Below are 24,823 nucleotides of genomic sequence, written 5' to 3' on the forward strand. Positions count from 1 at the left end.
CCCTCAGCCCGACACCTCGAGGAACGGCAGCAGCACCTCCAGCAGCCCGGACGGGTTCTCCTCCGGCACCCAGTGCCCGGCACGCGGCACGGTGACCGCGCGGACGTCGTCGGCCACCTCCCGGGCCATCGCCTCGTCGACCTCCGCGAACAGGTTGGCCTCACCGGCCACGGCGAGCACCGGAACCGTGAGCCTCCCCGCGGCGGCCAGCGCGGCCCGGTTGTCCCGGTCGTCCTGCACGAACGCCCGGTACAGCTCGAAGCCGGCACGCATCGCACCGGGCTGCCGGAAGTCCGCCGCGTAGCGGTCCAGGTCGTCCGCGGTGATCGCGCACGGGTCGTGGGCGGCGCCGTCGAAGAAGAACCGCAGGTACTCCCGCTCCCGCCCCGCCGTGAGGAACTCCGGCAGGTCGGGGGTGGCGTGGAAGGCGTAGTGCCAGTGCCGGGGATCGCTCGCCAGCTGCTCGTGCACCTGCGTGCCGGGCAGCGTGGCCTCCATCAGCACCAGCCGGTCGGCGTCCCCGCGGAACCGCAGTCCGTGCGCCAGCGCCACCATCGACCCGATGTCGTGGCCGACCACCGCCACCCGGCCGTCGACGGCCAGGTGGTCGCGCACGACCGTGTGCACGTCACCGGCCAGCGTCCAGGTGTCGTAGCCCATCGCAGGACGGGACGACCCCCCGGCACCGCGGAGGTCCACGGCCACCACCCGGTGCCCGGCCTCGGCGAGCGGCCCGATGACGTGCCGCCAGGACCACCACGACTGCGGATAGCCGTGCACCAGCACCACGGTCCGCCCGCCCGCCGCAGCCGCCCCGGCCACCACGTGGTGGATCCGCACACCCGGTGCCACCACGGCGGTGCCGTGCTCGACCCCTGGCGTGCCGGCGCCGCTCACGACCCCACGCCGCTCTCTGCCCACCGCGCCGGACCGGCCGGGCGGGGCAGCCACGGCTCGAACTCCCGCGGGAGGACCGCGGGCTCGACGGGGTCGGCCATGCCGTCATCCTGGCGCGTGGGTGGCGACGGCTCCAGCGTGGCGGTGCCCGTGGGGGTCCCTGAGCCCCGTCCCGGGTGTGGACGCCTCAGCCCCGGCCGAGGTGGTCGTGGACCATGCGGATGACCACCGCGCCCTCACCGACCGCGGAGGCCACCCGCTTCACCGCCCCGTGCCGGACGTCGCCGACGGCGAACACGCCGGGCAGGCTGGTCTGGAACTCGTGGGTCCCGCGACCGGCGGACACGCCGCGCCGGTCCGGGCCGGTCAGGACGTAGCCGGCGTCGTCCCGGTCGACGGCATCGGGCAGCCACCCGGTGTGGGGCTCGGCGCCGATCATCACGAACAGACCCGCAGCCGGCACCGTCCCGGTGTCCCCGCCGCCGCGGTGGCGGAGCACGAGGTGGGTCAACCGCCCCTCGCCGCCGCCGCCCACCACCTCGGTGCCGTACCGGACGGCGACGTTGGCCGTGGTGTCGATCTCGCGGACCAGGTAGTCGGACATCGTCGCGGCCAGTGAGGACCCGCGCACGAGGAGCGTCACCTGCTGTGCGTAACGAGCCAGGTGCAACGCCGCCTGACCCGCCGAGTTGGCCCCACCGACGACGTACACCTCCTCTCCCGCCATCGCCTGCGCCTCCGGAGCCGCCGCCCCGTAGAACACCCCGGCGCCGATCAGAGCGTCCAGCGACGGGACACCGAGGCGGCGGTAGGTCACCCCGGTGGCCAGGACGACGGCACGGCTGACGAAGGCGGACCCGTCGGCGAGGGAGACGACCCGCATCGCACCGTCCGCCCGCAGACCGACCGCCCGCGGCCCGTAGACGAACTCCGCGCCGAGCAACCAGGCCTGCTCGTACGCCCGTTGCGCCAGATCGGCGCCGGTGATGCCACGGGGGAACCCCGGGTAGTTGCGGATCATCGAGCTGGTGCCGGCCTGCCCGCCGATCGCCTCCGCCTCGAGCACCGCCGTGCGCAGCCCCTCCGAGGCGCCGTAGACCGCCGCGGCCAGACCGGCGGGACCGGCACCCACGATCGTCACGTCGTACGGCCGCGGGTCCGGCTGCGTCCGCATCCCGAGCGCACCGGCGATCTCCACACCGGACGGGCTCTCCAGGACCCGGCCGTCGAAGAGCACCACCACCGGCAGCGCCGCCGCCACCGCGCCGACCTCACCGAGCAGGGCCCGGCCCTCCTCCGAGCCCACGTCGAGGAAGTCGAAGGGGACGCTGTTGCGGCTGAGCAGGTCCCGCAGCTCGTGGGAGCGGGCCGACCACCGCTCCCCCACGATCCGCGCGGTGACGAAGTGCGGGCGGTGCGGCAGCGCCCACTCGTACAGCCACTGACCGATGGCCTGGTGGAAGTGCTCGTCACCGGGTCGCCACGGCTTGGGGATCCAGTCGATCTGCCGCAGCACCGACGCCGACAGCACCGGCGCCGTGGACCGGTCGCCCCAGGTGATCAGCACCGCCCGCTCCGCCTCCGGGTGCAGCGTGCGCACCCGGTCGAGGAACTCGGTGCCGGTCATGCCGGGCATCCACTGGTCGGCGAGGACCAGCGCCACCTGCCCGCCCGCGGCCCGCACCCGCGCCAGGTCGCCGAGTGCCTCCTCCGCCGAGGTGAGACAGCGGACGTCGTAGTCGGCGGCGTAGCGCTTGTCCAACTCCTCCCGCACGACAGCGAGCGCGGCCGGTTCGTCGTCCACCGCCATCAGCACGGGCCTGTCCATCGCTCCACCTCCGCCGGTGACCGCGCAGTGTGCCGCAGCCGGTCACCGTCCGGAGAGCCGTGGAGGTCGGAGGCCGCGAGAGCAACCGGGGGCCCGCACGGCCTACGACGCACCGGACCCCGGCCTCCACCTGGAGGACCGGGGTCCGGTCGTGAGTGGCGGGAGGCCCGGCCGAACCACCGCTCCCGCTGTTGGCCTTCGCTCATCGCGCAGGTCACGAGCCGCTGCACGGGCACCTGCGCACCCCGTCGTGGTCCGTTTCCGGGTCGGCTGGCCGCGAACCCGGGGGAGACGGAGGTGATCATGCCGGCGACCGGACAGCGATCGCGGCACCGCAACCCGCGGCCGACCGGCCCCGGCGCGAGGGGCCGGCGGAGCGGGGCGGACCGGAGAACCACTCTCCGCTCGTGCGACGCGGGCCCGGCCACGACACCCGTCCTCTGCGGGTGCAGCCGACCCTCGGTCAGCGCTGAGGGGACCCGCCACTGCGCTGCCCACGGCCGGTCCGGGTCACTGCCGGGATGACCGGCGTGCGACGAAGCCGGCGATGGCGTCGTTCACGAACGCAGGGTTGTCCTCGTGCATCAGGTGCGACGCCCTCGGTACCACCAGCTGCTCGGCCTCGGGCATGAGCTCGGCGAGCCACTCGCTGAGCGCGCCCTCGATCGTCGGGCTGTCCTCGCCGGTCAGCAGCAGAGCCGGTACCCGCACGGCGGAGAGGTCCGGCTCGGCCAGCGGTGGGAACCCGGCACGGAACTCGGCCTGCAGCTCGGTCACGCTCTCCCGCATCTGCTGCCGGCGCTGCGGGGTCAGCCGGGCCAGCGCCTGCCGGCCCAGCACTCCGCGGGCGAACAGCTGCAGCGCCCGATCGGCATCACCGCGCCGGTAGGCCCAGGCCATCGGGGCGGACGTGCGCAGGCCGAATGCCAGCACCGCCAGCGTCGCGCGCGGCCGGCGACGCAGGCTGCGCGCCAGGACGGCCGGGTGCGGGCGGGGCCCGGAGCCGAGCACCAGTGGCAACAGCGGCGGCTCCTCGAGCACCAGGCTGCGGACGACCTCGGGGTGCTCGATCGCGGTGAGCAGACAGATGAACGCACCCCACGAGTTGCCGACCAGGTGCGCCGGAGCCGCTTCCAGGGTGCGCAGCAGCGCGACGAGGTCCTCGACGTGCACCGGCATCGGGTCTGTTGCGCCAGGGACGATGGCCTCGTTCGGCCGGGCGTAGCGGCGGCTGTAGGCGATCACCCGGCACCGCGCACCGAGGGGATCGAGCTGGGCGGCCCAGGTGCGCAGGTCACCGAGGCCGCCGTGCACGAGGACCACCGGCTCCCCGGTACCCACCTGCCGGTAGGCCAGCGACACCCCGTTGACCATCACCTGCTGCAGCGCGCCGAACCCACCGCCGCCCGCCGCCTCGACAAGCGCCATGCCACGCTCCTCGATCCCCTGTGCAGCACGACCCTCCTCGCCGGTCGACCTCCTGTGCAACGGCCACGGCCGAGAGGTGACGTCGCACACCGGACACACCGCAGGGAGCGGGACCGCCCCCGCCCGCGCGGCACGGACCGAGCCGGTCGGGTCGTGCCACATCATCCGCACCGGGCTCGTCCGGGTCCGGGGCGTCCCTGCCCCGGTGTCGGCAGCTCGGCGGTGGCCGTCGCCGAGACGCTGACGCAGGTGACCGTGGTCGGCATCGACGCCTCGCCTCGCGTGCTCGCCCTGGCCGACCAGGTCCGCCCGGCCGGCCCCGCGGCCGCCCGGATGGTGCTCCACCGGCAGGACGTCGCCGACGCTCGACGAGCAGGACACGTACGACCTGGGCTGGGTGCCGGCGCCGTTCGTCCCCGGACCTGCGCTGCGACTGGGCCTCAGGCCGGTCACCCGAGCTCTCCGGCCGGGCAGCCGGCAGGTGCTCGGCCACGGCGAGTACGTCGGTGACGCGGTCGACGACGCGCCGAACCGGTTCACGACCGTCGCCCACGGATCACGCTCCTCGGCGACGCTCAGGCGCAGCAGCCGCTGGTCGACGCGGGACCCGACCCGATCACCACCGCGCCCACCCCCTCGGCAGCCCGGCCATCCCCGTCGGTCGCAAGCGAGCCTGACCGCATCACCGGCTGGGACGCGCAGACGCGACAGCCGACACATCCCACGACCTCACCTCCCGCGAGGACCGGGACGGTCGTCTCCAACGCCGAAGACCCGGCCCCCTGCGGGTGGGCCGGGTCTTCGGACCGTGGTAGCGGGGGGACCGGCCGAACCACCGCTCCGGCTGTTGGTGGTCGCGCGTCCATGCAGGTCAGAGCCCCGTGCATAGGCATCTGCACCCCCCCATCCGGTTCGCTTCCCGACCGGTCGCCCTGACGGATCGGGATTCGTGTCGACCTTGACAGGTGTCCCGGACAGGCCGTCCTCGGAACGATCTGGAGGTTCCTGTGGCCTCGGTTCCCCGCCGCAGGGGGATGCAGGAGAAGAAGTTCGCCGAGCTGGTGGCCCGCCCGGCGCGGCGCAGGTTCCTGGCCTCTGGCACTCCGCGCCAGGGGTCATACGGTGACGACGACCTTGCCGGTCGCCTTGCCGTCGATCACGCGTCTGATCGCGGCCGCCGTCTCGGCGAGCGGGAAGACGCGGTCGACCAGCGGCGTCACCGAGCCGACCTCGATCAGACCGGTGAGCGCCCGCAGGTCCGCGCCGCTCTCCTTGTTCACGAAGAAGCCCAGAGTCTGGCCGACGAACGGCGAGAGCAGCACGGCCCGCAACTGCCGGCCGAGCCCGTCGAAGAGCCGGCCGCCGGTCTCGCCTCCCACGATGACCAGTCGCCCGTGCGGGGTCAGCGCCCGCCGGAGCTGCGCGAGTGGGCGGCGCCCGGCGATGTCGATGATCGCGTCAAAGCAGCCCTGCGGGATCTCGTCCCGGCGGTAGTCGAGGACGGCGTCGGCGCCCAGCCGGCGGACGGCGTCGAGCTTGGCGCCGCCCGCCAGGCCGGTCACCTCCGCCCCCAGGGCCTTGGCGATCTGGACGGCGAAGGTGCCCACGCCACCCGAGGCCCCGATGACCAGCACCCTGTCCCCCGGCTGCACCTTGGCGTGGTCGCGAACTGCCTCCAGCGCGGTGCCGGCTGACACGGGCACGGCCGCCGCCTGCTCGAAGGAGAGGTTCACCGGCTTCCGGTCGAGCTTGTCCTGCTTCGCCACCGCGTACTCGGCGAAGGTGCCGTTGGCCGACGCGATGCCGTACACCTCGTCGCCCGGCCGGAACTCGGTCACTCCCGCACCGACGGCCTCGACCACTCCCGCGAGGTTGCGGCCGGGGTTGCGGAAGCTCGGCCGGCGCAGGCCGAAGACCAGCCGCGCGGGATAGGGGCGGCCGGCCATCAGGTGCCAGGTGCCGCGGTCCACGCTCGCCGCCCGGACGCGGACGAGAACCTCGCCGTCCCGTGGGGCCGGCCGGTCGGTCCGGCCCACCTCGAGGAGGTGCTCCGGAGCTGTGCCGTACCGCTTCTGGTGCACCGCGTTCATCGTGTCGGGGCCGCTGCTCTGCCCGGCTCGGGTCCCTCGTGTGGTCTCCATCGTCGACCTCATCTCTCCCGACTCACGGCTCGAGGTTGGTGCAGCTGGTCAGTGCTCCTGGTCGGTTCGGCGGAAGCGGCGAACCGGTACGCGTGGCCTGGACGACGTCGGCGATGGCGCGCACGGAGAGGGCGGCTCCGCTTTCCTCCTCCATCAGGCCGGCGTGCGTGGCGCCCGCGAAACGGTGGCTGCTGTTCGTCGACAGCCCGGCCATCCGGTCGTGAGCGGCCGCCCAGGCCGGATCCTCATCGTGTCCGGCCGCAGTGAGCACCACCAGGGGCGTGCTGCCCGGGGTCGTCAGCGCGCGAGCCTGGGTGAGCAGCGCGGGCAGGGTCGCGACCTCGTTGACCATGTTGCGCCCGCCGCGGGGGCTGGCGGCGAACGCCTGCACCTGGGCGGCGGCCGGGTCGGGCAGGGCGGACCAGAAGGACGTCGGCAGCAGCCGCCCGATGCCGAGGCGAGCCAGGCTGGGCAGCAGCGCGACCGCGCTGGGCGGGCCGGCGTGGGCTGCGTCGTCGCCGACCGTGTACGGGCTGGTGGCGTCGAGCAGTACCATCCCGGCGACCTGCTCGGGGTAGCGGGCGGCGTAGGTCATCGCGTAGTCGCCGCCGATCGAGTGACCGACGAGCACGTACGGGCCGTGTTCGCCGGCGTGGCCGAGCAGGGTGTGCAGGTCGGCGGCGGCCTGCAGGCCGTCCTGCCATCGACGGGTGCGTCGTCGCTCCAGCCCTGCCCGGCACGGTCGTAGGCGCAGACCCGGGTGGCGCCGCCGGCGGGTGGGCGATGTGGGTCCAGTGCGCCGACATCTCGCCGAGGCCGTTGTGCAGCACGACGGTGGGTCCGCCGGAGCCGGTGCAGTTCAGGTGCAGCCGATGGCCGCCGACGTCGTAGGACTGCCCGGGCATGGGGTAGGTCCCCACATCGGCCAGACCCACGGTCTCCACCGCACCGCCGACGGCCGCGGCAGCCATGACGACCACGACCGGGTAGAGCAGCCAGCGGCCGGAGCCGGCGGCCGGGGAGCGGCGGATGCGGATGCCGATCCAGAGGGCCAGCGCGAACAGTCCCGGAGGCGCGGGCGGTGGACCGGCCCGCGGCGGTGGTCGGAGCGGTGGTGGTCATCGTGCGCCCCCCTGTTCGGACGGGATCAGCGGCTGGGGCCGAGGGTTGGTCGGGGCCGCGGCGGCTCACCGGTGCGGCGTGCTCACCCTGCGATGAGCAGGCCGGCCGTGATCGCGGCGGCGACCAGCGCGGCGGCGACGAAGTCGACGGTGGCGCAGAACGGTGGCCACCAGCGGGTGTTGGCCACGAACCGGGTGCGGTGCTGCCACAGGTCCTTGAGGCCGTGGCCGGCCAGGCCGGCCACGATCAGCCAGGCCGATCCGGGCACCGCGGCGGCGGCGACGACCACGAACACCGACGCGACGGCCGTCTCGACGACGAGCACGTGTCGGCGCCCGTCGGCGACGGCGAAGCCGACGTACACCGCGGCGATCACGGCGAGCCCGAGGGCATAGACGGTGGCGGCGCTCAGCCAGGAGAAGGCCAGCGGCGTGGCGGCCTGGATCCCGCCGACCGTGACGCCCCAGACCACCGGCGTACGCAGGCCCTGGGCGCGCCCGGCGGGCGTGGGCTCGGCCGAGGTGCTGGTCGTCATGGCTGCTCCCGGGGGGTGGCGCCGGCCAGCGGGGTGGAAGCCGGTCGAGGAACAGCCTCGCCGCATCGGATCGGGCTTCGGGACGGCGTTTTCACCGGGTTCCCAGTCGGGAACGTCGAGGGCAGCCGGCAGCCGGCAGCCGGTACGGTCGGCTCCGTGCTGGCCGGTCGCGAGGCCGAACGCGCGTCGATCACGGCCCTGCTCGACGCCGCCGGCTCCTCGCGAGGCGGGGCGCTGGTGATCCGCGGCGTGGCCGGATCCGGCAAGTCGACGCTGCTGGCCGGCGCCGTGAGCTCGGCGGCGCACATGACCGTGTTGCGCACGCAGGGCGTGGAGTCGGAGTCCCCCCTGGCGTTCGCCGCCCTCCAGCGGTTGCTCTGGCCGCTGCACGCCCGCCTGCCGGCACTGCCGGCGCCGCAGCGGACCGCCTTGCGGGCCGCGCTGGGCGAGGCCGAGGGGGAAGGCGACCGGTTCCGGGCCTACCTCGGCACGCTGAGCCTGCTCGCCGACGCCGCCGAGGAGTCACCGGTGCTCGCGGTCGTCGACGACGCGCACTGGCTGGACGACGCATCAGCCGCGGCGCTGCTGTTCGCCGCCCGCCGGCTGCAGGCCGAACGCGTGGCCCTGCTGTTCGCCGCCCGCGACGGCGATGTCCACGACTTCGACGCCGGGGACCTGCCCACCATCGTCCTCGGCGGCGTCACCGGCGAGACCGCGGACGTGCTGCTGGCCGCCCGCGCCGGGAGGGGGATCGACCCGGCGGTGCGCGACCAGCTGGTCACCGGTACCGGCGGCAACCCGCTGGCGCTGGTGGAGTTGGCCGCCGTCCTGACCGACGACGAGCTGGCCGGGCAGGCGCCGCTGCCGGCGCAGCTACCGCTGACCGGCGGTGTCGAGCGGGCGTTCCTGGACCGCTACCGCCGGCTCACCGACGCGGCTCAGCGGTTCCTGCTGGTGGCTGCGGCCGACGACACCGCCCGGTTGCCCGTCGTCGGCGAGGCCGCGAACCGTCTCGATGCCGGCGATGCCCTCGACGAGGTCGAGCGGGCCGGGCTGCTCCGCGTCGAGGGGACCACGCTCTCGCTCCACCACCCGCTGGTGCGCTCCGCGGTCTACCGCGCGGCGACCAGCGCGCAGCGACGCGCGGCGCACCGCGCGCTGGCCGACGTCCTCGCCGCCGACCAGGACCGGCGCGCGTGGCACCTGGCGGCCGCCGCCGACCGCCCCGACGAGGCGGTCGTCACGGCGCTCGACGCCGTCGCCGAGCGCGCCGCCGGCCGCGGCGGACACGAGGCGGCCTCCGCGGCGTGGGCCCGCGCCGCTGAACTCACGACCGGCGCCGAAGACCGGGGACGACGGCTGTACCGGGCCGCCTCCGCGGCGTGGGCTGGTGCGCACCCCTCCCGGGCGGCGGCACTGGCGACATCCGCGGCGGCCGAGGTGACCGATCCGCTGCTACGGGCGCAGCTGCTGGCCCTGCAGGGCCAGATCGAGTGGAACTCCGGATCACTCGACGACGGCTTCGACCTCGCCCTGCAGGCCGCGCAGGTCGCCGCCGACGTCGATCCCGCGCTGGCGGGACAGCTGGCCGTGGTCGCCGCGGCGCTGGCCGTGTTCGGCGCCCGCTCGCCGCGCGGGGTCGACCCGGGGGCACTGGTGCCCGCACCGGCGCCGGACGCCCCGCCCCGAACGCGAGCCGCCGAGGCCCTGCTCCGCGGATTCCTCGCCGCGGCACGCCGGGACTGGAGCACAGCCGCCGGCGCGATCCACGAGGCGTTCGCGCTGACCGAGGCCGAGTTCGTCCGCGATCACGTGCAGCGCAACCTGGGCATCGCAGCGCTGGTCATCGGCGACGACGAGCGCGGGCTGCTGTTGCACGAGCATCTGCTGACAGCCGCCCGCCGCGCCGGAGCGCTGGACGAGGTCGAGCACGCGCTGACCCGCGGTGTTCAGTTCCAGATCGCCGTGGGCGCCTGGGCACCTGCGCTCAGTGCCGCGACCGAGGCGCGGTCGCTCGCGGCCAGCACCGGACGTCCGGGAATGACGGCGCTGCCGACCGCGCAACTCGCCCTGCTGGCGGTGCAGCGTGGCGACCAGCAGGCGGCCGAGCGTCACCTCGCCGACGCGGCGAGCATCCGGCTGGCGCGTCCGAGCGGGGTCACCGACATCGTCGTCGTCGACCTGCTGCACTGGGCGCGAGGCGTCCAGGCCGTCCGACAGCCGGCGGCCGCCCTGCACCACCTGGAGCAGATCAGCGAGCCCGGAGTGCGTCGGCTCGCGGCGATCGACCGGCTGGAGATCGCCGTCCGGGCCGGTCGGGACGACCTCGCCCACGCGTGGCTGGAGGAGCTGGCGACCTTCGCCGCCGGCACCGGCGCGCCGGCCGCGGTCGCCGTCGTCGAGCACGGTCGTGCGCTGCTTGCCGAGGGTCCCGCCGCCGAGGAGCACTTCCGGCGCGCCCTGGCCGCGCACGCCGACTCTCTGCGATTGCCCGATCGGGCCCGCACGGAACTGGCCCTCGGCGAGCACCTGCGCCGCGTGCGGCGTCGGATCGACGCCCGCGAGCACCTGCGCGCCGCCCTGGCACTCTTCGACGAGTTGGGTGCTGCGCCCCACGCCGACCGCGCCGCGGCCGAACTGCGCGCGTCCGGCGAGACCGCCCGCCGCCGCGACGTGTCCACCGCCACAGATCTGAGCCCGCAGGAACGCGCGGTCACCGCCCTCGTCCGGCAGGGGCTGACGACCCGGGACGTCGCCGCGCAGATGTTCCTCAGCCCCCGCACCGTCGAGTTCCACCTGCGCAACATCTTCGCCAAGCTCGGTGTCGCCTCCCGCGCCGAGCTCACCGCCCTGCCGCTCGAGGTCTAGCCGGGCCACCGGCGGTTTGCGCATGCGGGCTACGGCGGACTCGTTTCCCGTCCCCGAAGCTGCTCCGCTACTCCGGCGCACGCACCTGGCCGGCGGCACCATCGACGGCGCGACGTTCGACCCGGGCGTGAGCCGGCTCCCACCGTCCTCCGGCGGCAGGCCGCTCCATGAGCCACACGTGCGGTGCACCACCGGGTGGGTCGAGCTCGGCCCGGACGGCGAAGCCGAGGCGCTCGTAGAGGCGGGCGTTGGCCTCGGAGGAGGTCTCCAGGACGGCGATGGCGCCCTGGGCGTCCACCTCGGCCAGCCCGGCCGCGACCAACGAGGTGGCGAGGCCGCGTCCCCGCCACCGGGGCTGGGTACCCACGCACCCGAGGAACCAGTGCCGCTCGGCCGGCAGCAGTCGCGCGACGCAGTCGTCGGCCTCCGCCAGGCGCTCGGCCCGGTCACCGATCCACCGGGGGATCTCCGTGGACAGGAGTTCCTCGGTCGCGGCCGACAGCTCGGGAGCGTCCGGCCGGGTCCAGCAGGCCGCGGCGACCACGGCACCGTCCTGCTCCGCGACCCAGGTGGCCCCTCGCTCCGCACCGGCGACTCCCGCGTTCAGCCGGTAGAGAGCGGCCAGCCGGTCTCGGCTCGGGCGCTTCCCGAAGGCCCAGCGGATCCACGGGTAGTTCTCGAAGGCCTCGGCGAGCACCTCCCCCACCTCCGCGGCGTCGGCGCGTGTCGCCGGCCGGACGCGGGTCGCCATCGTGGTCACTGCGCCTCCACGGTGAAGGGAACGGTGAGCACCCGTCCGTCGGCGAGCCGGAACTGACCCCACAGCTGGTAGGTGCCGGCCGTGGCGAACTCGGCGTGCACGTCGAGCTCCGGGCCGAAGGTCTGGCCCGGCAGGGCAAAGACCGGGCGACCGGACGCGTCCGCGACCTCGGCGTGCTCGTGGGCGAAGGTCTGCCCGTCGGCCCGCATGACCACGACGTGGCCGGCGGCGGCCAGATAGGGCTGCAGGTCGTCGATCGGCCGGCCGGTGGCGTCGTCGGTGAAGGTGAAGTGCAGGTCGCTGCGGCCGCCGGCCGTCGCGTCGCCCTCGAGCTCGACGCGGATCCCGTCGACCACCGCCCTGCGCGGCCCGGCCGCCCGGACCACCGGTTCCGGCGCGGTGCCGGCCACCGTGATCATCTGCCGCTGGTGGACGTCGCCCATCTCGCCTTGCCGGCGGAACTCGGTGTTGACGATGTAGCGGCCGGCAGTGGGGAAGGTGACCTCCACGGCCAGCTGCCCGGGTGCGCCGGTCGGCTGGGGGTGGATGTGCGCGAACGTACCGAGATCCTCCCGCGTGGCGATCAGGTGCATCCACGCCTCGTGGCTGCGGGTGAGGTCCTCGACCGGCTCCCCGGTCTCGCTGTCCATGACGGTGGCGACCAACCGGGTCGGCTGCCCGGGTCGCGGGTCGGCGGGCAGGTCGAGGCGGACGTCGACGCCGGCGTCGGTGGCGTCGGTGGCCGGTACCTCGGCCGTCATCATCTCGCTCATCGCCGGCCGCATCGGCATGCCCGTGCCCTGCACCCAGGCTAGTTGGCCGTTCATCCCGCGCTCGGCGAACTCCATCCGGCTGACCGCGGTCAGGCCGGCCCCGAGGCTCAGCGCGACCACCGCCACCCCGGTGAGGTAGGCGTACTGGCCGATCCGTGCGCGCAGCGGCGGGTGCAGGATCTCGGCGGCCGTGGCGGGGCGGCGGAAGCGGCGCAGCCGCAGCGCGTTGGTGACGACGCTGACCGAGCTCATCGCCATCGCCGCCGACGCCAGCACCGGGTCCAGCAGCAGCCCGTCCCACCAGTACAGGGCGCCGGCGGCGACCGGGATGAGCAGCACGTTGTAGCCGAACGCCCAGCCCAGGCCCTGCTTCATGGTGGTCACGGTGCGCCGGGACAGCGCGATCGCGGAGACGATGCCGCGCAGGTCGCCGCCGACCAGGGTGATGTCGGAGGCGGCGATGGCGACGTCGGCGCCGGTGCCGATGGCGATGCCCACATCGGCCGCGCTGAGGGCGGCGGCGTCGTTGATGCCGTCCCCGGCCATCGCGACGACGTGTCCCTGTTCCTGCAGGCGGCGGACCTGCGCCGCCTTGTCGGCGGGCAGAACCTCGGCGAGCACGTGCTCGATGCCGACCTGCTCGGCGATCGCGGTGGCGGTGGCGGCGTTGTCGCCGGTGAGCATCCACACCTGCAGCCCGAGCGCCCGCAGCTGGGCGACGGCCTCGGCGGACTCGGGCTTGACCGTGTCGGCGACGGACAGCACCGCGGCCGCGTTCCCGTCGATAGCGACGAACATCGGGGTACGGCCGGCCGCGGCGTCGGTGGCGGCGGTGGCCTCCAGCGCAGTGATCTCGATGCCGTGGGCGGTCATCAGGGCGGCGTTGCCGACCAGCAGGTGCCGCTGGTCGACGACGGCGTCGATGCCGTGGCCGGGCACGGCGTCGAAGGAGCGCAGCGGCGGCAGGTCGAGGAAGCGGGCGGTGGCGGCGGCGACGAGCGCCTCGGCGACGGGGTGCTCGCTGCCGGTCTCCGCGGCCGCCACCAGCGCGAGGACGTCGTCCTCGGCCCAGCCGCCGGTGGTGGTGACGCCCGTGAGGGCGGGCTTGCCGCGGGTGAGGGTGCCGGTCTTGTCCAGGACGACGGCGGTGACCCGGCGGGCGGTCTCCAGCGCGTCGCCGTTGCCGATGAGGATGCCGAGCTCGGCGGCGCGGCCGGTGCCGACCATGACCGCCGTCGGGGTGGCCAGTCCGAGGGCGCACGGGCAGGCGATGATCAGCACGGCGATGGTGGTGGTGATCGCCATCGTGAGCCGGCCGGTGTCCGGGCCGAGCAGCGCCCACGCGAGGAAGGTGGCCGCGGCCAGACCGAGGACGAGCGGCACGAACCAGGCCGAGACCCGGTCGGCGAGGCGCTGCAGCGGCACCTTGGCGCCCTGCGCGTCCTCGACCAGGCGCACGATCTGCGCGAGTGCGGTGTCCGCACCGACCGCGGTGGCCCGCAGCACGACGGTGCCGGTGCGGTTGATCGTGGCGCCGATGACGGTGTCCCCGACGGTCTTGTCCACCGGCAGGCTCTCCCCGGTGAGCATGCTCTCGTCGACCGCGGTGGCGCCGTCGGTGACGACACCGTCGACCGGCAGCTTCTCCCCGGGCCGTACCCGGACCAGGTCGCCGACGACGACCCGATCGACCGGCACGTCGATCTCGGCGCCGTCGCGCAGCACCCGGGCGGTCTTCGGGGCGAGCCCGACCAAGGCGGTGATCGCCGCAGCGGTCTGCTTCTTCGCCTTGGCCTCCATCCACCGCCCGGCGAGGACGAGGGCGAGGATGACCAGGGAGGTCTCGAAGTAGACGTGCAGCGGCAGCCCCCAGCGCTCGGCGGCCGCCGGCCACAGGGTGACGAACGCGCTGTACGCATAGGCGACGCCGGTGCCCAGCGCCACCAGGGTGTTCATGTTCGTCGAACGGTGCCTCGCGGCGGCCCAGGCGGCGCGGTAGACGTCGCGCCCGGCCCAGAACTGCACCACGGTGGCGACCACCAGGATCGCCGGCATCAGCCAGTCCATCGCGTCCAGGTACAGCGGCACGTACATCAGGCCCATCAGCCCGAAGCCGGTGGCCAGGGTGATCTGCCACTTCAGCTTGAGTGCGGTCAGGTGCGCCTCGCCGTCCCGGTCCGTGCCGGGCGCGTCGGCGCCGCTGCCGGGGGGCTCGCCGGTGGGCTGGGCCTCGCGGCGCGGGGTCGCGGTGTAGCCGGCCCGGGCCACCGCGGAGGTCAGCTCCTCCAGGCTCACCTGGGCTGCGTCGAAGCGGACGGTGGCGACCTCGGTGGCCAGGTTGACCTCGGCGCCAGTCACACCGTCGAGCCGGTTGAGGGCCTTCTCCACCCGGCCCACGCAGGAGGCGCAGGTCATGCCACCGATGTCGAGGGTGCAGCAGTACGGCTCGATTGCCGCGGCGGCGGGGGCGCTGGCCTGTGCGGTGGTCGTCATCGCGGTCTCCTGGTGGACGGGCGGTTCGGTCTACGGCTGGATCGTTCGCGGTGGGAGGCGCGGTCGGACCGGGGAGATCGCCAGGTTCACCGGCTGGCGCATGCCCGGTCTCCGGTCAGCCGTCGGCGGCCAGGTCGGCGTAGGCGGCGGGCGGCCAAGCGGCGAGGATCTTGGGCCGCAGGGTGGCGCCGAGGCGGCGGTAGAAGCGCTGAGCGTCGACGTTGTCGACCTCCATGCCCCAGCGGATGAGCAGCTGCTCGGGTGCGGCGAGGCGAGCGAGAGCGGTCATCAGCCGCCGGCCGACGCCGGCGTCGCGGTGCCCGGGGCGGACGTAGAGGTCGTCGAGGGCGAGCAGGTCGCCGCCGGTCCACAGGTGCAGCTGGCGGACGGCGGAGACGTAGCCGACCGCGGCGCCGTCGCGCTCGGCCAGCAGGACGGTCACCTCGGGCCGGGCCAGCAGGATGCGCCACTGCTCGAGGTCGACGTGCACGTGCGCGGTCTGGTCCTCGTGAGCGGCGATCTCGCCGACCATCGCGGCGACGTCAGCGGCGTCGGCCGGGGTGGCCCGGCGGATCCGGACGCCGGCGTCAGTGAGGTGCGTGGTGACGGCGCTCATGGCGGGCAGTCCTCTCGGACAGGAGTGGCCGAAGGCGGTGGCGCGGCGGGAGCCGGCGGGCTGCTCCCGCCGCGCCGGCGGGGACGGGGCGGTGTGCCGGCCGTCCGGGTGTCAGCAGTGCGCGTACTCGTGCGGGCGCAGCAGCATCGCCGCGGCCATCGCCGGGAGCATGAGCACGTGGCCCCAGATCATCAGGGCGCCGGTGCCGATGAGCCCGAGGGCGAGCGGGACGAACAGCACCAGGAAGGGCAGGTACATGGCCGTGCCCATCTCGGCGATGGGCCGCCAGCGGTGGCCGCGGACCTTCATCCACGCGGACATGGCGGCGGTCATGTTCGTCGCCATGATGAGCGCTCCCGTGTAGGGGTTGGACATCAGGCCGGGGGCGCCGACGGCGTCGAGGACGAGGTTCCACACCGGGTGCAGGGCCACCATGCCCACGGCCATAGCGACGACCATCTCGAGGAAGTGGAGGGTGAACTTCCTGGCGCTCAGGTGGTGCGTGGCGTGCGCCGTCTCAGCGTGTGCGGTAGCGACGCTGGGTGTGCGGGTCGGGGTGGGCACTGTGGGTCTCCGGTGAGGGTCGGGGTGGGCGGGGGTCACGGGACGAGGGCGTAGCCGGCCTCGTCGACGGCGGCGGCGATGTCGGCGCGGTCCACCGGGCGCTCGGCGGTGACGGTGACGGTGCCGCTGGCCAGGTCGACGGTGACCGACTCGACGCCGTCGACGGCGGCGATCTCCTCGGTGACGGCGCGCTGGCAGTGCCCGCAGGTCATGCCGGTGACGGTGAAGGTGGTCGAGCCGATGAAGGTGCGCGGCGTGCTGGACAGCATGGGAACTCCTCGGGGTGCGGGTGGTGGTGCGGTCGGGAGGAAGCGTCGGCGCGGGGGTGAGGGCGTCTCACCGGGGAAATCGCCGGGATCCGAGCCGGGAGGGTCGGGCAGCGACCGGGGCCTGCGGTGTGGCTGCCGGTGGCGTCGGGGGCGTGCGGTCAGCTGCCGCAGCAGCGGGGACGTCGCCGCCAGGGCCGGGAGGGCTGCAGGCACCGGACCAGCCGGTCCCGTTGCGCGTCGCGGATGAGCTCCTGCGCTCGGGATCGGGCCAGGTACTCGTGGGTGAAGGTCATGGGTTCTCCTGGATGGGGACGGGGCAGGCGGTGGGTCGCCGGGCGGGCGCGGAGCCGCCGCCGGTGCTGCGGTGGTCGGCGGGCCAGACGCCGGTGCTGACCCTGTGCGTGGGTGAGGGCGCCGGCACCGGGAAGATCGCCGGGATTGCCGGACGTGCCGTCAGCGACGTTGCGGCGGGCCATCCGCCCGGTGGTCGATCAGCCGGCGGCGGGCAGGCGGGTCCGGGTGATGGCCGCGGCCAGTTCCCGGGGTCGCTCGGCGGCGCCGAGGCGCTGGTCGCCGAGCTGCGCGCCGCCGGGGGCCGGGCGCACCACGTCGCCGCCGACCTGGCCGACCCCCAGGCGCCCGCGCAGCTCATCCAGGCGGCCCGGTCAGCGTTCGGGCACGTCGACGCCCTCGTCGCCGACCACGCCCGCAGCAGCGCGCAGGATCTGGACCAGCTGACCGCCGCCGAGCTCGACCGCAGCTCTGCGGTCAACACCCGCGCCACTCTGCTGCCGGCCCGGCATCTCGCGGCGCAGCACCACGGCCGCTCCGGCGGGCGGCTGCTGACGTTCACCTCGGGGCAGTACCAATCCGCGATGCCCGAGCAGCCGTGGCCGCGGCCAACCCCGGCCGGCGGTGGAGCACCCCCACCGACACCGCCCGCCTGGTCGCCTGGCTGGTCAGCGACGAGGCCGAGTGGATCACCGGACAGGTGATCGCCTCCGACGGCGGCTGGTCGGCGCGCTGATCCGCGGCGAGGCGGCAGTTTGCTACGGGACGTGCGCCCGCCTGGCCTCGATGGACGTCGCGGCAGACGCTTGCTGCCCACGTGACGCCGCTCCCCCCGCCCTGGCTCTCACGCGGGGCTCCGTCCGGTCGCAGCGGCAACCCATCGTGCGGTCACCGGCATGGGGTTGCCTGCTGCGGCGGGCCGCCGGCGCGTAGTCGACCTACGGGTCACCGCCCGACGGCGGGCAGGGCTTGCACGTGCGGGGCCGAGACGTGCAGGACCTGGTACCGCTGCCCCCAACCCTCCGCTGGCTGCTCGGCCCAGAGGCGGAAGCGCACCATCTCCCAGGTGGCCGGGTCCACCACCAGCGCGCAGCTGTGCAATCCGCTGGTGGCCTGCTCCGCGGCCAGGTCGGCGAGGGCCGCATCGACGGCGTCGGCCACCGGCACGTCCGCCGGCAGACTGCTGGTGGTGCGCGTCGCCGCCGTCGGGGTGGCCGCCCGGGCCGGGCCCGGCTGGAAGGCCACGCCGGTCCAGTGCCGCACGACCGGCCGGCCGAAGTCGGCGCTGAGCCCGGCGAATGGCGGGCCGAAGAGGAACTGGTTCATGCCGGCCGCATCAGCCCACAGGTAGAACGGCGCGTACTGGTTCACCGGGGAGCCGAGCACACCCCGCTCCCGGACGGCGTATGCCTTCACGCCCAGGCCGGGGAAGGCATCGGTGCCCGAGGCGCGCGTCGCGACGCGGCGGCGGATGATCGTCATGTCGTAGTCGGCGGGCAGGGTGATCTCGTACTGCATCGCGTGCATCGGGCTCCTCGGGTCCCTGGTGGACGCGGGTCATCGTCGCGCGTCCGGAGCGGATCGTCGGTGGCTCGGCTGAACTGGTGCGCCGGCCCGGTGAGCGCGGGCCGGGCGGCGGCGATGCCGGCACGGTGCCCCGGCCGGTCCACGGTGGCAGTGGCGGGGCGGCCGCCGTTGTGGCCGACGCTGCGCCGGGCGGTGCGGCGGAAACCCCCGCACCGCCCGGCTGCCCGGAGCTCAGTGGCCGTGCATCCCGTGGCCGTGGCCGTGCGCATCGGCTGCGGGCTTGCCGACGGGCACGGCCAGGGCGGTGAGGACGAACAGGGCGGCCAGGACGACGGCGGTGGCGGTGAAGGCTCGGCCGTAGCCGTCGATCAAGCCGGCGGAGGTGGCCAGGTTCCCGGCGATCGCGGTGAGCGCGGCGACGCCGAGGGCAGCGCCGATCTCGTGACCGGTCATCATCAGCCCCGAGGCCAGCCCGGAGCGCTCAGCGGACACGTCGCTCATGGCGGCGACGGCGATGGCCACGAACATCGGGCCGACGCCGGCACCGACGAGCAGGAACCCGGGCAGCACGTCGGCGGCGTAGGAGGTGCCCCCGGCGCCGGTGGCCAGCAGCAGCACGCCGGCGGCCATGACCACCAGCCCACCCAGGATCAGGGTGCGGGCCCCGAGGTGGCCGATGACCTTCGACGCGACCGCGGCCCCGGCGGTGATGGCGCCGGCCAGCGGCAGGAACTGCAGCCCGGCCACGACCGGCGAGGAACCCACGATGGCCTGTAGGTACAGCGACGTCAGGAAGATCGCGCCGACCACCACGCCGGTCACGCCAGCCATCACCGCCGAGGCCGAGACCAGCGACCGGATCCGCCAGGTGGACGGCGGCACCAGCGGGTCGGCGGCGCGGCGCTCCAGGCGGGCGAAGGCGGAGAGCAACACCGCCGCGGCGGCCAGCGCGATCCACGTGCGCGGCGCGGTCGGTCCGGCCGAGCGGATGGCCTCGATGCCGAACACCAGGGCCAGCAGGCCCGTCACCAGCGTCAGCGCGCCGGGCATGTCCAGCCGGCGCAGCGCGGCGGGCTGCGTGGTGCCGCGGGCCACCGCGCGCAGGGTGCCGGCGACGACGGCGACGCCGATCGGCACGTTGATGAAGAACACCGCCCGCCAGCCGAGCGCGCTGGTCAGCGCCCCGCCGAAGAGCACACCGGCGGCGATGCCGAGGCTGCCGACGGTGCCCCAGACGGCGAGTGCGGTCTGCCGCTGCCTGCCGGCGTAGGCGGTCATGATGATCGACAGCGCGGCCGGGGTGAGCAGCGCAGCGCCGGCGCCCTGCGCCGCCCGGGCCAGGATGAGCGTCAGCGGGGTGTGCGCCAGGCCGCTGACCAACGAGGCTGCGGTGAACAGGCCGATCCCGGCGAGGAAGGCGCCGCGGCGGTTGAGCAGGTCGGCGATCCGGCCGCCGAGCAGCAGCAGCCCGCCGGACAGCAGCACGTAGGCGCTGATCGCCCACTGGTAGTCGGCGGCGGACAGGTGCAGCGCGTCGCTGATCGACGGCAGGGCGACGTTCACCACCGACACGTCCAGGATGACCATGAACTGGGCGGCGATCATCAGCGCGAACACCGTCCAGGGCCGGCGCGGCTCGTCCGCGGGCGGGGCCGGGTGGCCGTGACGGCGGTCGACAGTGGCGTGCTGGTACTCGTGGGTGGGGGCCGCCGGTTCGGCGGCGGGGTGGGCCGACATGGCTCCTCCTCGAGACGGGACTGCGGGACCGGCTCCCACGCTCGCCACCGCCGGGATCGCTCACGCCGGGAAAACCACCAGGTTCACGATCACCGGCGCCGTCCGCTGCGGTCGGTACGGTTCCGCTCGTGCTGGCCGGACGGGATGCCGAGCGCGCGGCGATCGCCGCCCTGCTCGACGCCGCGCGGACCGGGACCGGCGGCGCGCTGGTGGTCCGCGGCGTGGCCGGCTCGGGGAAGTCGACGCTGCTGACCGACGCCCTGGCCGCCGCCGCGGACATGCGGGTGCTGCGCACGTCGGGGGTGGAGTCGGAGTCCCCGCTCGCGTTCGCCGCGCTGCAGCGGCTGCTGTGGCCGCTCCGCGGCCGGATCGAGACCCTGCCCGGACCGCAGCGGCTCGCGTTGGGAGCCGCGCTGGGCGAGGCCGAGGGCGAGGGCGACCGGTTCCTCGCGTTCCTGGGCACGCTGAGCCTGCTCGCCGACGCCGCCGAGGAGACCCCCGTGCTCGCCGTCGTCGACGACGCGCACTGGCTCGATGAGGCCTCGGCGGCGGCGCTGTTGTTCGCCGCGCGCCGGCTGAACGCCGAGCGCGTGGCGCTGCTGTTCGCCGCCCGGGACGGCGACGCCTACGGTTTCGACGTCCCCGACCTGCCGACCGTGGTCCTCGGTGGCGTCACCGGCGAGGACGCCGACGCCCTGCTGACCGCCCGGGCCGGCGGCCCGGTGGACCCGGGCGTGCGCGACCGACTGGTGGCCGCCACCGGCGGCAACCCGCTCGCGCTGGGCGAGCTCGCCGGCGCGCTGACCGGCGACCAGCTCACCGGCCGGGCGCCGCTGCCCGCAGCGCTGCCGCTGACCGGCGGCGTCGAGCGCGGGTTCCTCGACCGGTACCGGCGCCTCCCGGACACCGCGCAGCGGTTCCTGCTCGTCGCCACGGCCGACGACACCGGCCGCCTCACCGTCGTCCGCGACGCCGCCGAGAGGCTCGACGCCGGCGACGACGCCCTGGACGCGGCCGAACGGTCCGGACTGCTGAGCGTCGACGGCGACACGATCTCCCTCTACCACCCCCTGGTCCGCTCCGCGGTGTACCGGGCGGCGACCAGCGCCCAGCGCCGCACCGCGCACCGGGCGCTGGCCGACGTGCTCGCCGCCGACCCCGACCGCCGCGCCTGGCACCTCGCAGCCGCCGCCGACCGTCCCGACGGGTTGGTGGTCGCAGCGCTGGACGGCGTGGCCGAGCGGGCGTCGGCGCGGGGCGGGCACGAGGCAGCGGCCGCGGCGTGGGCGCGCGCCGCGGAGCTCACCGCGGACCCGGCCGCCCGGTCCCGTCGGCTGGCCGCCGCCGCGCACGCAGCGTGGTTCGCGGCCCGGCCGGAGCGAGCCTCCTCGCTGGCCGAGGCGGCCCGACCACTTGCCACCGATCCCCTGCTGCGCGCCGACCTGGACCGGCTGCGCGCCCGGGTGGAGTGGAACGTCGGATCGCCGCTGGTCGGGCACCGGATCCTGCTGCACGCCGCCGCCGAGGTCGCCGACGCCGACCTCGACCGCGCCCGGGCGATGACCATGCTCGCCGCCGCGGTCGGCACGCACGCCGGCAACGGCACCGAGGACATGACCGCCTCAGCCGCGGCCTTCGGCGACCCGGCCACCGCCGACGACGCCCGGAGCCGCTGCTACGCCCGGCTGCTCTCGGGGTTCGTGCACGCCCGCGCCGGCCGGTGGGCGCAGGCCGCCGCGCAGTTCCACCCGGCGTTCACCGAGTGCGACCCCGGTGAGGACACCGACCTGCGGGCCAACCTCGGGGTGGCCGCGTTCCTGCTCGGCGACGCCGACGTGATCCTCACCCACCACACCCGGCTGCTGGCCTCCGCCCGCGAGGCCGGCGCGCTGACCACCATCGTCTACGCGCTGACCCGGCGGGCGTTCGGGGAGGTGGCCACCGGCGACTGGCGGGCGGCCGCCGCCGGCGCCGCCGAGGCCCTCGACCTGGCCACCGGCAGCGGCCAGCCAACGCTGACCCGCTTCCCGCACGCCTGGCTCGCGTTGCTGGCCGCCCTGCGCGACGAGCCGGGCCAGCTCGTCGAGCACCTCGCCGCCGTCGACGCCGCACCGGGAGCCGGGGTGACCGCGCCGATCGTCGACGACCTGGCCCGCTGGGCGCGCGGCGTGACCGCCGACACTCCCGCCGCGGCGGTGCACCACCTCCAGCAGCTGGGCAACGGCCCCGGCACCGTCGCCCGGCTGGCCGCCCTGGACCGCCTCGAGGCCGCCGTCCGCGCCGACCGCCCGGAGCTGGCCAGCGGCTGGGCCGCGGAGCTCGAGGCCTTCGGCACCGCCGTCGACGCCGCGTGGGCGCTCGCCGCCGCCGCCTACGGCCGGGCGCTGCTGGCCGAGGGCGCCGAGGCCGAGGCGGAGTTCGAACAGGCCATCAAGCACGCCGCGGCCGGCGGGCACCGATTCGACCAGGCCCGCATCCACCTCGGCCTCGGCGAGCACCTGCGTCGCGCCCGCCGTCGGGTCGACGCCCGCCCCCACCTGCGCGACGCCCTGGAGGTGTTCGAGGACCTCGGCGCCGCCCGCTGGGCCACGCGCGCCGCCACCGAGCTGCGGGCCTCCGGCGAGACCGCACGCCGCCGCGACGTCACCACCGCCACCGACCTGACCGCGCAGGAACGGCAGGTCGCCGGGCTGGTGCGGCAGGGGCTGTCCAACCGGGACGTCGCCGCGCGGCTGTTCGTGTCCCCCCGCACCGTCGACTTCCACCTGCGCAACGTGTTCAGCAAGCTGGGGGTGGCCTCCCGCGCCGAGCTCACCGCCCTTCCGCTGGACTAGGCGCCCCTCGCCGGGCCGCGCCGGGGGTGGGGTGCCCGGCGGTGAACCTGGTGGTTTTCCCGGCGTGAGGCCATCCGGCCCGCTCCTAGCGTCCGAGGCAGACCCAGCCCGGACGAAGGAGCCCGCCCGTGACCAGCGCCACTGCGGCGACCACGGAGTCCCCGACCCGGCGCGCCGGCGGCCTGCGCGGCGCGCTGGCGCGACGCTGGCCGACCGCGCTCGGCGCCGTCGCCGCCGTCAACAGCCTCGTGCTCGTCGCACGGCTGCCCGAGTCCGCACAGGCCTGGATCAGCGCCTGGTGCGTGCTGCTCGCCGCGGTCATCTACCTCACCTGGCGCACTGCCCGCGGCGACCTGGCGAACCGGCGGCTGCTGACCGCGCAGACCACCGCGGTGCTGGCCTTCGGTGCGGTGGCCATCGCCGCGGTCACGGTCCACCCGGCCGCCGGCCGGTACGTGCTGGCCGCCGGGTGGCTCGCCCATGCGGCCTGGGACGTCGTCCACCACCGCCTCGGCCGGGTCGTGGCCCGCTGGTACGCCGAAACCTGTCTGGTCGCCGATCTAGTCCTCGCCGCCGCGCTTCTCACCGTCGGCCTCGGCTAGCGCACGGCGCCGCCTTCCTGCTCCGCCGCTCCCTCTCGCCCCGTCAGGAGACGTCATGCCCATCCCCGCACGCACCGCCGACCCGACCCTCGACGTGCTCGTCATCGGTGCCGGCCAGGCCGGCCTCGCCCTCGGCCACCGCCTCGCCACTCGCGGCGCGGACTTCCTGCTGCTCGACGCCGGTCCGGAGATCGGCTCCTCCTGGCGCAACCGCTGGGACTCGCTCCGGCTGTTCAGCCCGGCCCAGTACGACTCGCTGCCCGGCCTGCCGTTCCCCGCCCCAGCCGACACCCACCCCAGCAAGGACGAGGTCGCCGACTACCTCGCCGCCTACGCCACCCACTTCGCCCTGCCGGTCCGGCTGAACACCCCGGTCGTCCGGATGCACCGCGACCCGGACGGGCTCTTCGCGGCCACCACCCCGACCGGCACGGTCCGCGCCCGGCAGGTCGTCGTCGCCACCGGCCCCTTCCAGAGCCCGCACACCCCCGCCCTGTCCGACCTGCTGGATCCGGGTGTCCCGCAGTTGCACAGCGCCGAGTACCGCAACCCGACCCAGCTGCCCGGCACCGGCCGGGTGCTGGTGGTCGGTGCGGCCAACTCAGGACTGCAGATCGCCGCCGAGTTGGGCACCACCCAGCCGGTCACCGTGGCGGTCGGCACCCGCCCGACCGAGCTGCCGCAGCGCATCGCCGGCCGCGACCTGTTCTCCTGGCTCACCAGGTCCGGGTTCTTCACCGTGCCTGCACACACCCGCATCGCCCGCCGGCTGCGCGCCCGCGGCGACCTGGTCATCGGCACCCGCAGCCGCCAGTTGCGGCGCCGCGGGATCGACTTCCGGCCGCGGCTGACCGACCTCGCCGGTCGCACCGCGACCTTCGCCGACGGCGGCACCGTCGACGGTGACGCGGTCGTGTGGGCCACCGGCTACCGCACCGACTACTCCTGGCTGCACGTGCCCGGCGTCATCGTCGACGGGCAGGTCCGCCATACCGCCGGAGCCACCGACGTCCCCGGGCTGTACTTCCTCGGCCTGCCCTGGCAGACCTGCCGCGGCTCGGCGCTGCTCGGCTTCGTCGGCGCCGACGCCGAGGCGCTCGCCGTCCGGATGGCCCGCGACACGCTCCAAGGCTTGGAACCGGACGATGCGGGCATCCACCAGTGGGCAACTCCGGCGATCTCACCTTTCACCAGGGTGACCAGCACCGTCACGGTCCTGGCGCCAGCCGCAGCCGGCCGAGCTCCGGAGGCCGGAAGCGCTCTGTGACCGGGATCTCTGGCACAACCGCCCGAGATGCATGCACACATGACGAGGGCCCTCACAGTGACTGTGAGGGCCCTCGTGCCTTGTAGCGGGGGCAGGATTCGAACCTGCGACCTCTGGGTTATGAGCCCAGCGAGCTACCGAGCTGCTCCACCCCGCGTCGGTGACACCACTGTACACGTCCCCGCGACGGTGCCGGTGGGACCCCGGCCGGACCACCGCTCGGGGGCCGTCGGACCACGTGTCTCCGCGGGGCACCGCCGGAGCCCGGGTC

The 24,823-nt window shown here is 75.1% G+C and carries 19 protein-coding genes, 1 tRNA gene and 1 pseudogene; 6 read left to right on the forward strand and 15 right to left on the reverse strand.

Features of this window, described 5'->3' with window-relative positions:
- Window positions 1–3: 3 nt before the first annotated feature.
- The 6 genes from ACI79O_RS03205 to ACI79O_RS03230 all read right to left on the reverse strand — a co-directional run bounded on the left by ACI79O_RS03205 (window position 4) and on the right by ACI79O_RS03230 (window position 7,951).
- The gene (locus tag ACI79O_RS03205) at window positions 4–897 is read right to left on the reverse strand and encodes an alpha/beta fold hydrolase (protein WP_456887958.1); all 894 of its coding nucleotides are present in this window, start codon (window positions 895–897) and stop codon (window positions 4–6) included.
- Between the two features lie 187 nt (window positions 898–1,084).
- Window positions 1,085–2,725, reverse strand: a complete 1,641-nt coding sequence (locus tag ACI79O_RS03210) for an FAD-dependent oxidoreductase (RefSeq protein ID WP_456913355.1) — start codon at window positions 2,723–2,725, stop codon at window positions 1,085–1,087.
- A gap of 510 nt (window positions 2,726–3,235) precedes the next feature.
- Window positions 3,236–4,153, reverse strand: coding sequence for an alpha/beta fold hydrolase (locus tag ACI79O_RS03215; protein WP_456913356.1), 918 nt, complete (start codon window positions 4,151–4,153; stop codon window positions 3,236–3,238).
- Between the two features lie 1,115 nt (window positions 4,154–5,268).
- Window positions 5,269–6,294 (reverse strand): NAD(P)-dependent alcohol dehydrogenase, encoded by a 1,026-nt coding sequence (locus tag ACI79O_RS03220; protein WP_456913357.1) that lies wholly within the window; start codon window positions 6,292–6,294, stop codon window positions 5,269–5,271.
- 22 nt (window positions 6,295–6,316) lie between these two features.
- On the reverse strand, window positions 6,317–7,048 hold the full coding sequence (locus tag ACI79O_RS03225; protein ID WP_456913425.1) for an alpha/beta fold hydrolase: 732 nt from the start codon (window positions 7,046–7,048) through the stop codon (window positions 6,317–6,319).
- A gap of 450 nt (window positions 7,049–7,498) precedes the next feature.
- Window positions 7,499–7,951: a hypothetical protein gene (locus ACI79O_RS03230; protein WP_456874473.1), complete on the reverse strand. Its 453-nt coding sequence runs from the start codon at window positions 7,949–7,951 to the stop codon at window positions 7,499–7,501.
- Between the two features lie 156 nt (window positions 7,952–8,107).
- Here ACI79O_RS03230 and ACI79O_RS03235 point away from each other — a divergent pair, with 156 nt between their 5' ends.
- The gene (locus tag ACI79O_RS03235) at window positions 8,108–10,819 is read left to right on the forward strand and encodes an AAA family ATPase (RefSeq protein WP_456913358.1); all 2,712 of its coding nucleotides are present in this window, start codon (window positions 8,108–8,110) and stop codon (window positions 10,817–10,819) included.
- Between the two features lie 67 nt (window positions 10,820–10,886).
- On the opposite strand, the gene ACI79O_RS03240 is transcribed toward ACI79O_RS03235, so the two are convergent.
- The 6 genes from ACI79O_RS03240 to ACI79O_RS03265 form a co-directional block, all read right to left on the reverse strand.
- Complete coding sequence (locus ACI79O_RS03240) at window positions 10,887–11,570, reverse strand: GNAT family N-acetyltransferase (RefSeq protein WP_456913426.1); 684 nt, start codon at window positions 11,568–11,570, stop codon at window positions 10,887–10,889.
- A 5-nt stretch (window positions 11,571–11,575) separates the two neighbouring features.
- Window positions 11,576–14,845 (reverse strand): heavy metal translocating P-type ATPase, encoded by a 3,270-nt coding sequence (locus tag ACI79O_RS03245; protein WP_456913359.1) that lies wholly within the window; start codon window positions 14,843–14,845, stop codon window positions 11,576–11,578.
- 115 nt (window positions 14,846–14,960) lie between these two features.
- A complete protein-coding gene (locus tag ACI79O_RS03250; protein WP_456887946.1) occupies window positions 14,961–15,461 on the reverse strand; it encodes an N-acetyltransferase family protein in 501 nt (166 codons plus the stop codon).
- Window positions 15,462–15,572: 111 nt separating this feature from the next.
- Window positions 15,573–15,920, reverse strand: coding sequence for a hypothetical protein (locus ACI79O_RS03255; RefSeq protein WP_456913360.1), 348 nt, complete (start codon window positions 15,918–15,920; stop codon window positions 15,573–15,575).
- A 140-nt stretch (window positions 15,921–16,060) separates the two neighbouring features.
- Complete coding sequence (locus ACI79O_RS03260) at window positions 16,061–16,294, reverse strand: heavy-metal-associated domain-containing protein (RefSeq protein WP_456887942.1); 234 nt, start codon at window positions 16,292–16,294, stop codon at window positions 16,061–16,063.
- A 158-nt stretch (window positions 16,295–16,452) separates the two neighbouring features.
- Window positions 16,453–16,587, reverse strand: coding sequence for a hypothetical protein (locus ACI79O_RS03265; RefSeq protein WP_456913361.1), 135 nt, complete (start codon window positions 16,585–16,587; stop codon window positions 16,453–16,455).
- Between the two features lie 285 nt (window positions 16,588–16,872).
- Here ACI79O_RS03265 and ACI79O_RS03270 point away from each other — a divergent pair.
- Window positions 16,873–17,115, forward strand: a pseudogene (locus tag ACI79O_RS03270) (SDR family NAD(P)-dependent oxidoreductase); the annotation flags it as partial.
- Window positions 17,116–17,162: 47 nt separating this feature from the next.
- A complete protein-coding gene (locus tag ACI79O_RS03275; RefSeq protein ID WP_456913427.1) occupies window positions 17,163–17,321 on the forward strand; it encodes an SDR family oxidoreductase in 159 nt (52 codons plus the stop codon).
- Between the two features lie 209 nt (window positions 17,322–17,530).
- Here ACI79O_RS03275 and ACI79O_RS03280 read toward each other — a convergent pair whose 3' ends face one another.
- Together ACI79O_RS03280 and ACI79O_RS03285 are read right to left on the reverse strand one after the other, a co-directional pair.
- On the reverse strand, window positions 17,531–18,112 hold the full coding sequence (locus tag ACI79O_RS03280) for a DUF4865 family protein (protein WP_456887938.1): 582 nt from the start codon (window positions 18,110–18,112) through the stop codon (window positions 17,531–17,533).
- A 231-nt stretch (window positions 18,113–18,343) separates the two neighbouring features.
- On the reverse strand, window positions 18,344–19,849 hold the full coding sequence (locus ACI79O_RS03285) for an MFS transporter (protein WP_456913362.1): 1,506 nt from the start codon (window positions 19,847–19,849) through the stop codon (window positions 18,344–18,346).
- A 128-nt stretch (window positions 19,850–19,977) separates the two neighbouring features.
- On the opposite strand from ACI79O_RS03285, the gene ACI79O_RS03290 reads away from it, so the two are divergent.
- From ACI79O_RS03290 to ACI79O_RS03300, 3 genes are all read left to right on the forward strand, one after another.
- A complete protein-coding gene (locus ACI79O_RS03290; protein ID WP_456913363.1) occupies window positions 19,978–22,683 on the forward strand; it encodes an AAA family ATPase in 2,706 nt (901 codons plus the stop codon).
- 128 nt (window positions 22,684–22,811) lie between these two features.
- Window positions 22,812–23,285, forward strand: a complete 474-nt coding sequence (locus ACI79O_RS03295; protein WP_456913364.1) for a hypothetical protein — start codon at window positions 22,812–22,814, stop codon at window positions 23,283–23,285.
- Between the two features lie 55 nt (window positions 23,286–23,340).
- Window positions 23,341–24,552, forward strand: coding sequence for a flavin-containing monooxygenase (locus tag ACI79O_RS03300; RefSeq protein WP_456913365.1), 1,212 nt, complete (start codon window positions 23,341–23,343; stop codon window positions 24,550–24,552).
- Window positions 24,553–24,635: 83 nt separating this feature from the next.
- Here the strand turns inward: ACI79O_RS03300 and ACI79O_RS03305 are convergent.
- Window positions 24,636–24,709 (reverse strand) — tRNA-Met (locus tag ACI79O_RS03305).
- Window positions 24,710–24,823 lie beyond the last annotated feature (114 nt).

It is taken from the genome of Geodermatophilus sp. SYSU D00696, from assembly GCF_054050235.1.

Excerpts from the sequence above, each read along its gene's own strand:
- ACI79O_RS03230 (WP_456874473.1), bottom strand. The coding sequence starts at position 7,951 with ATGACGACCAGCACCTCGGCCGAGCCCACGCCCGCCGGGCGCGCCCAG.
- ACI79O_RS03300 (WP_456913365.1), top strand. The coding sequence starts at position 23,341 with ATGCCCATCCCCGCACGCACCGCCGACCCGACCCTCGACGTGCTCGTC.
- ACI79O_RS03265 (WP_456913361.1), bottom strand. The coding sequence starts at position 16,587 with ATGACCTTCACCCACGAGTACCTGGCCCGATCCCGAGCGCAGGAGCTC.
- ACI79O_RS03255 (WP_456913360.1), bottom strand. The coding sequence starts at position 15,920 with ATGGTCGTCGCTATGGCCGTGGGCATGGTGGCCCTGCACCCGGTGTGG.
- ACI79O_RS03245 (WP_456913359.1), bottom strand. The coding sequence starts at position 14,845 with ATGACGACCACCGCACAGGCCAGCGCCCCCGCCGCCGCGGCAATCGAG.
- ACI79O_RS03240 (WP_456913426.1), bottom strand. The coding sequence starts at position 11,570 with ATGGCGACCCGCGTCCGGCCGGCGACACGCGCCGACGCCGCGGAGGTG.
- ACI79O_RS03280 (WP_456887938.1), bottom strand. The coding sequence starts at position 18,112 with ATGCACGCGATGCAGTACGAGATCACCCTGCCCGCCGACTACGACATG.
- ACI79O_RS03215 (WP_456913356.1), bottom strand. The coding sequence starts at position 4,153 with ATGGCGCTTGTCGAGGCGGCGGGCGGCGGTGGGTTCGGCGCGCTGCAG.
- ACI79O_RS03260 (WP_456887942.1), bottom strand. The coding sequence starts at position 16,294 with ATGCTGTCCAGCACGCCGCGCACCTTCATCGGCTCGACCACCTTCACC.
- ACI79O_RS03210 (WP_456913355.1), bottom strand. The coding sequence starts at position 2,725 with ATGGACAGGCCCGTGCTGATGGCGGTGGACGACGAACCGGCCGCGCTC.
- ACI79O_RS03250 (WP_456887946.1), bottom strand. The coding sequence starts at position 15,461 with ATGAGCGCCGTCACCACGCACCTCACTGACGCCGGCGTCCGGATCCGC.
- ACI79O_RS03285 (WP_456913362.1), bottom strand. The coding sequence starts at position 19,849 with ATGTCGGCCCACCCCGCCGCCGAACCGGCGGCCCCCACCCACGAGTAC.
- ACI79O_RS03220 (WP_456913357.1), bottom strand. The coding sequence starts at position 6,294 with ATGGAGACCACACGAGGGACCCGAGCCGGGCAGAGCAGCGGCCCCGAC.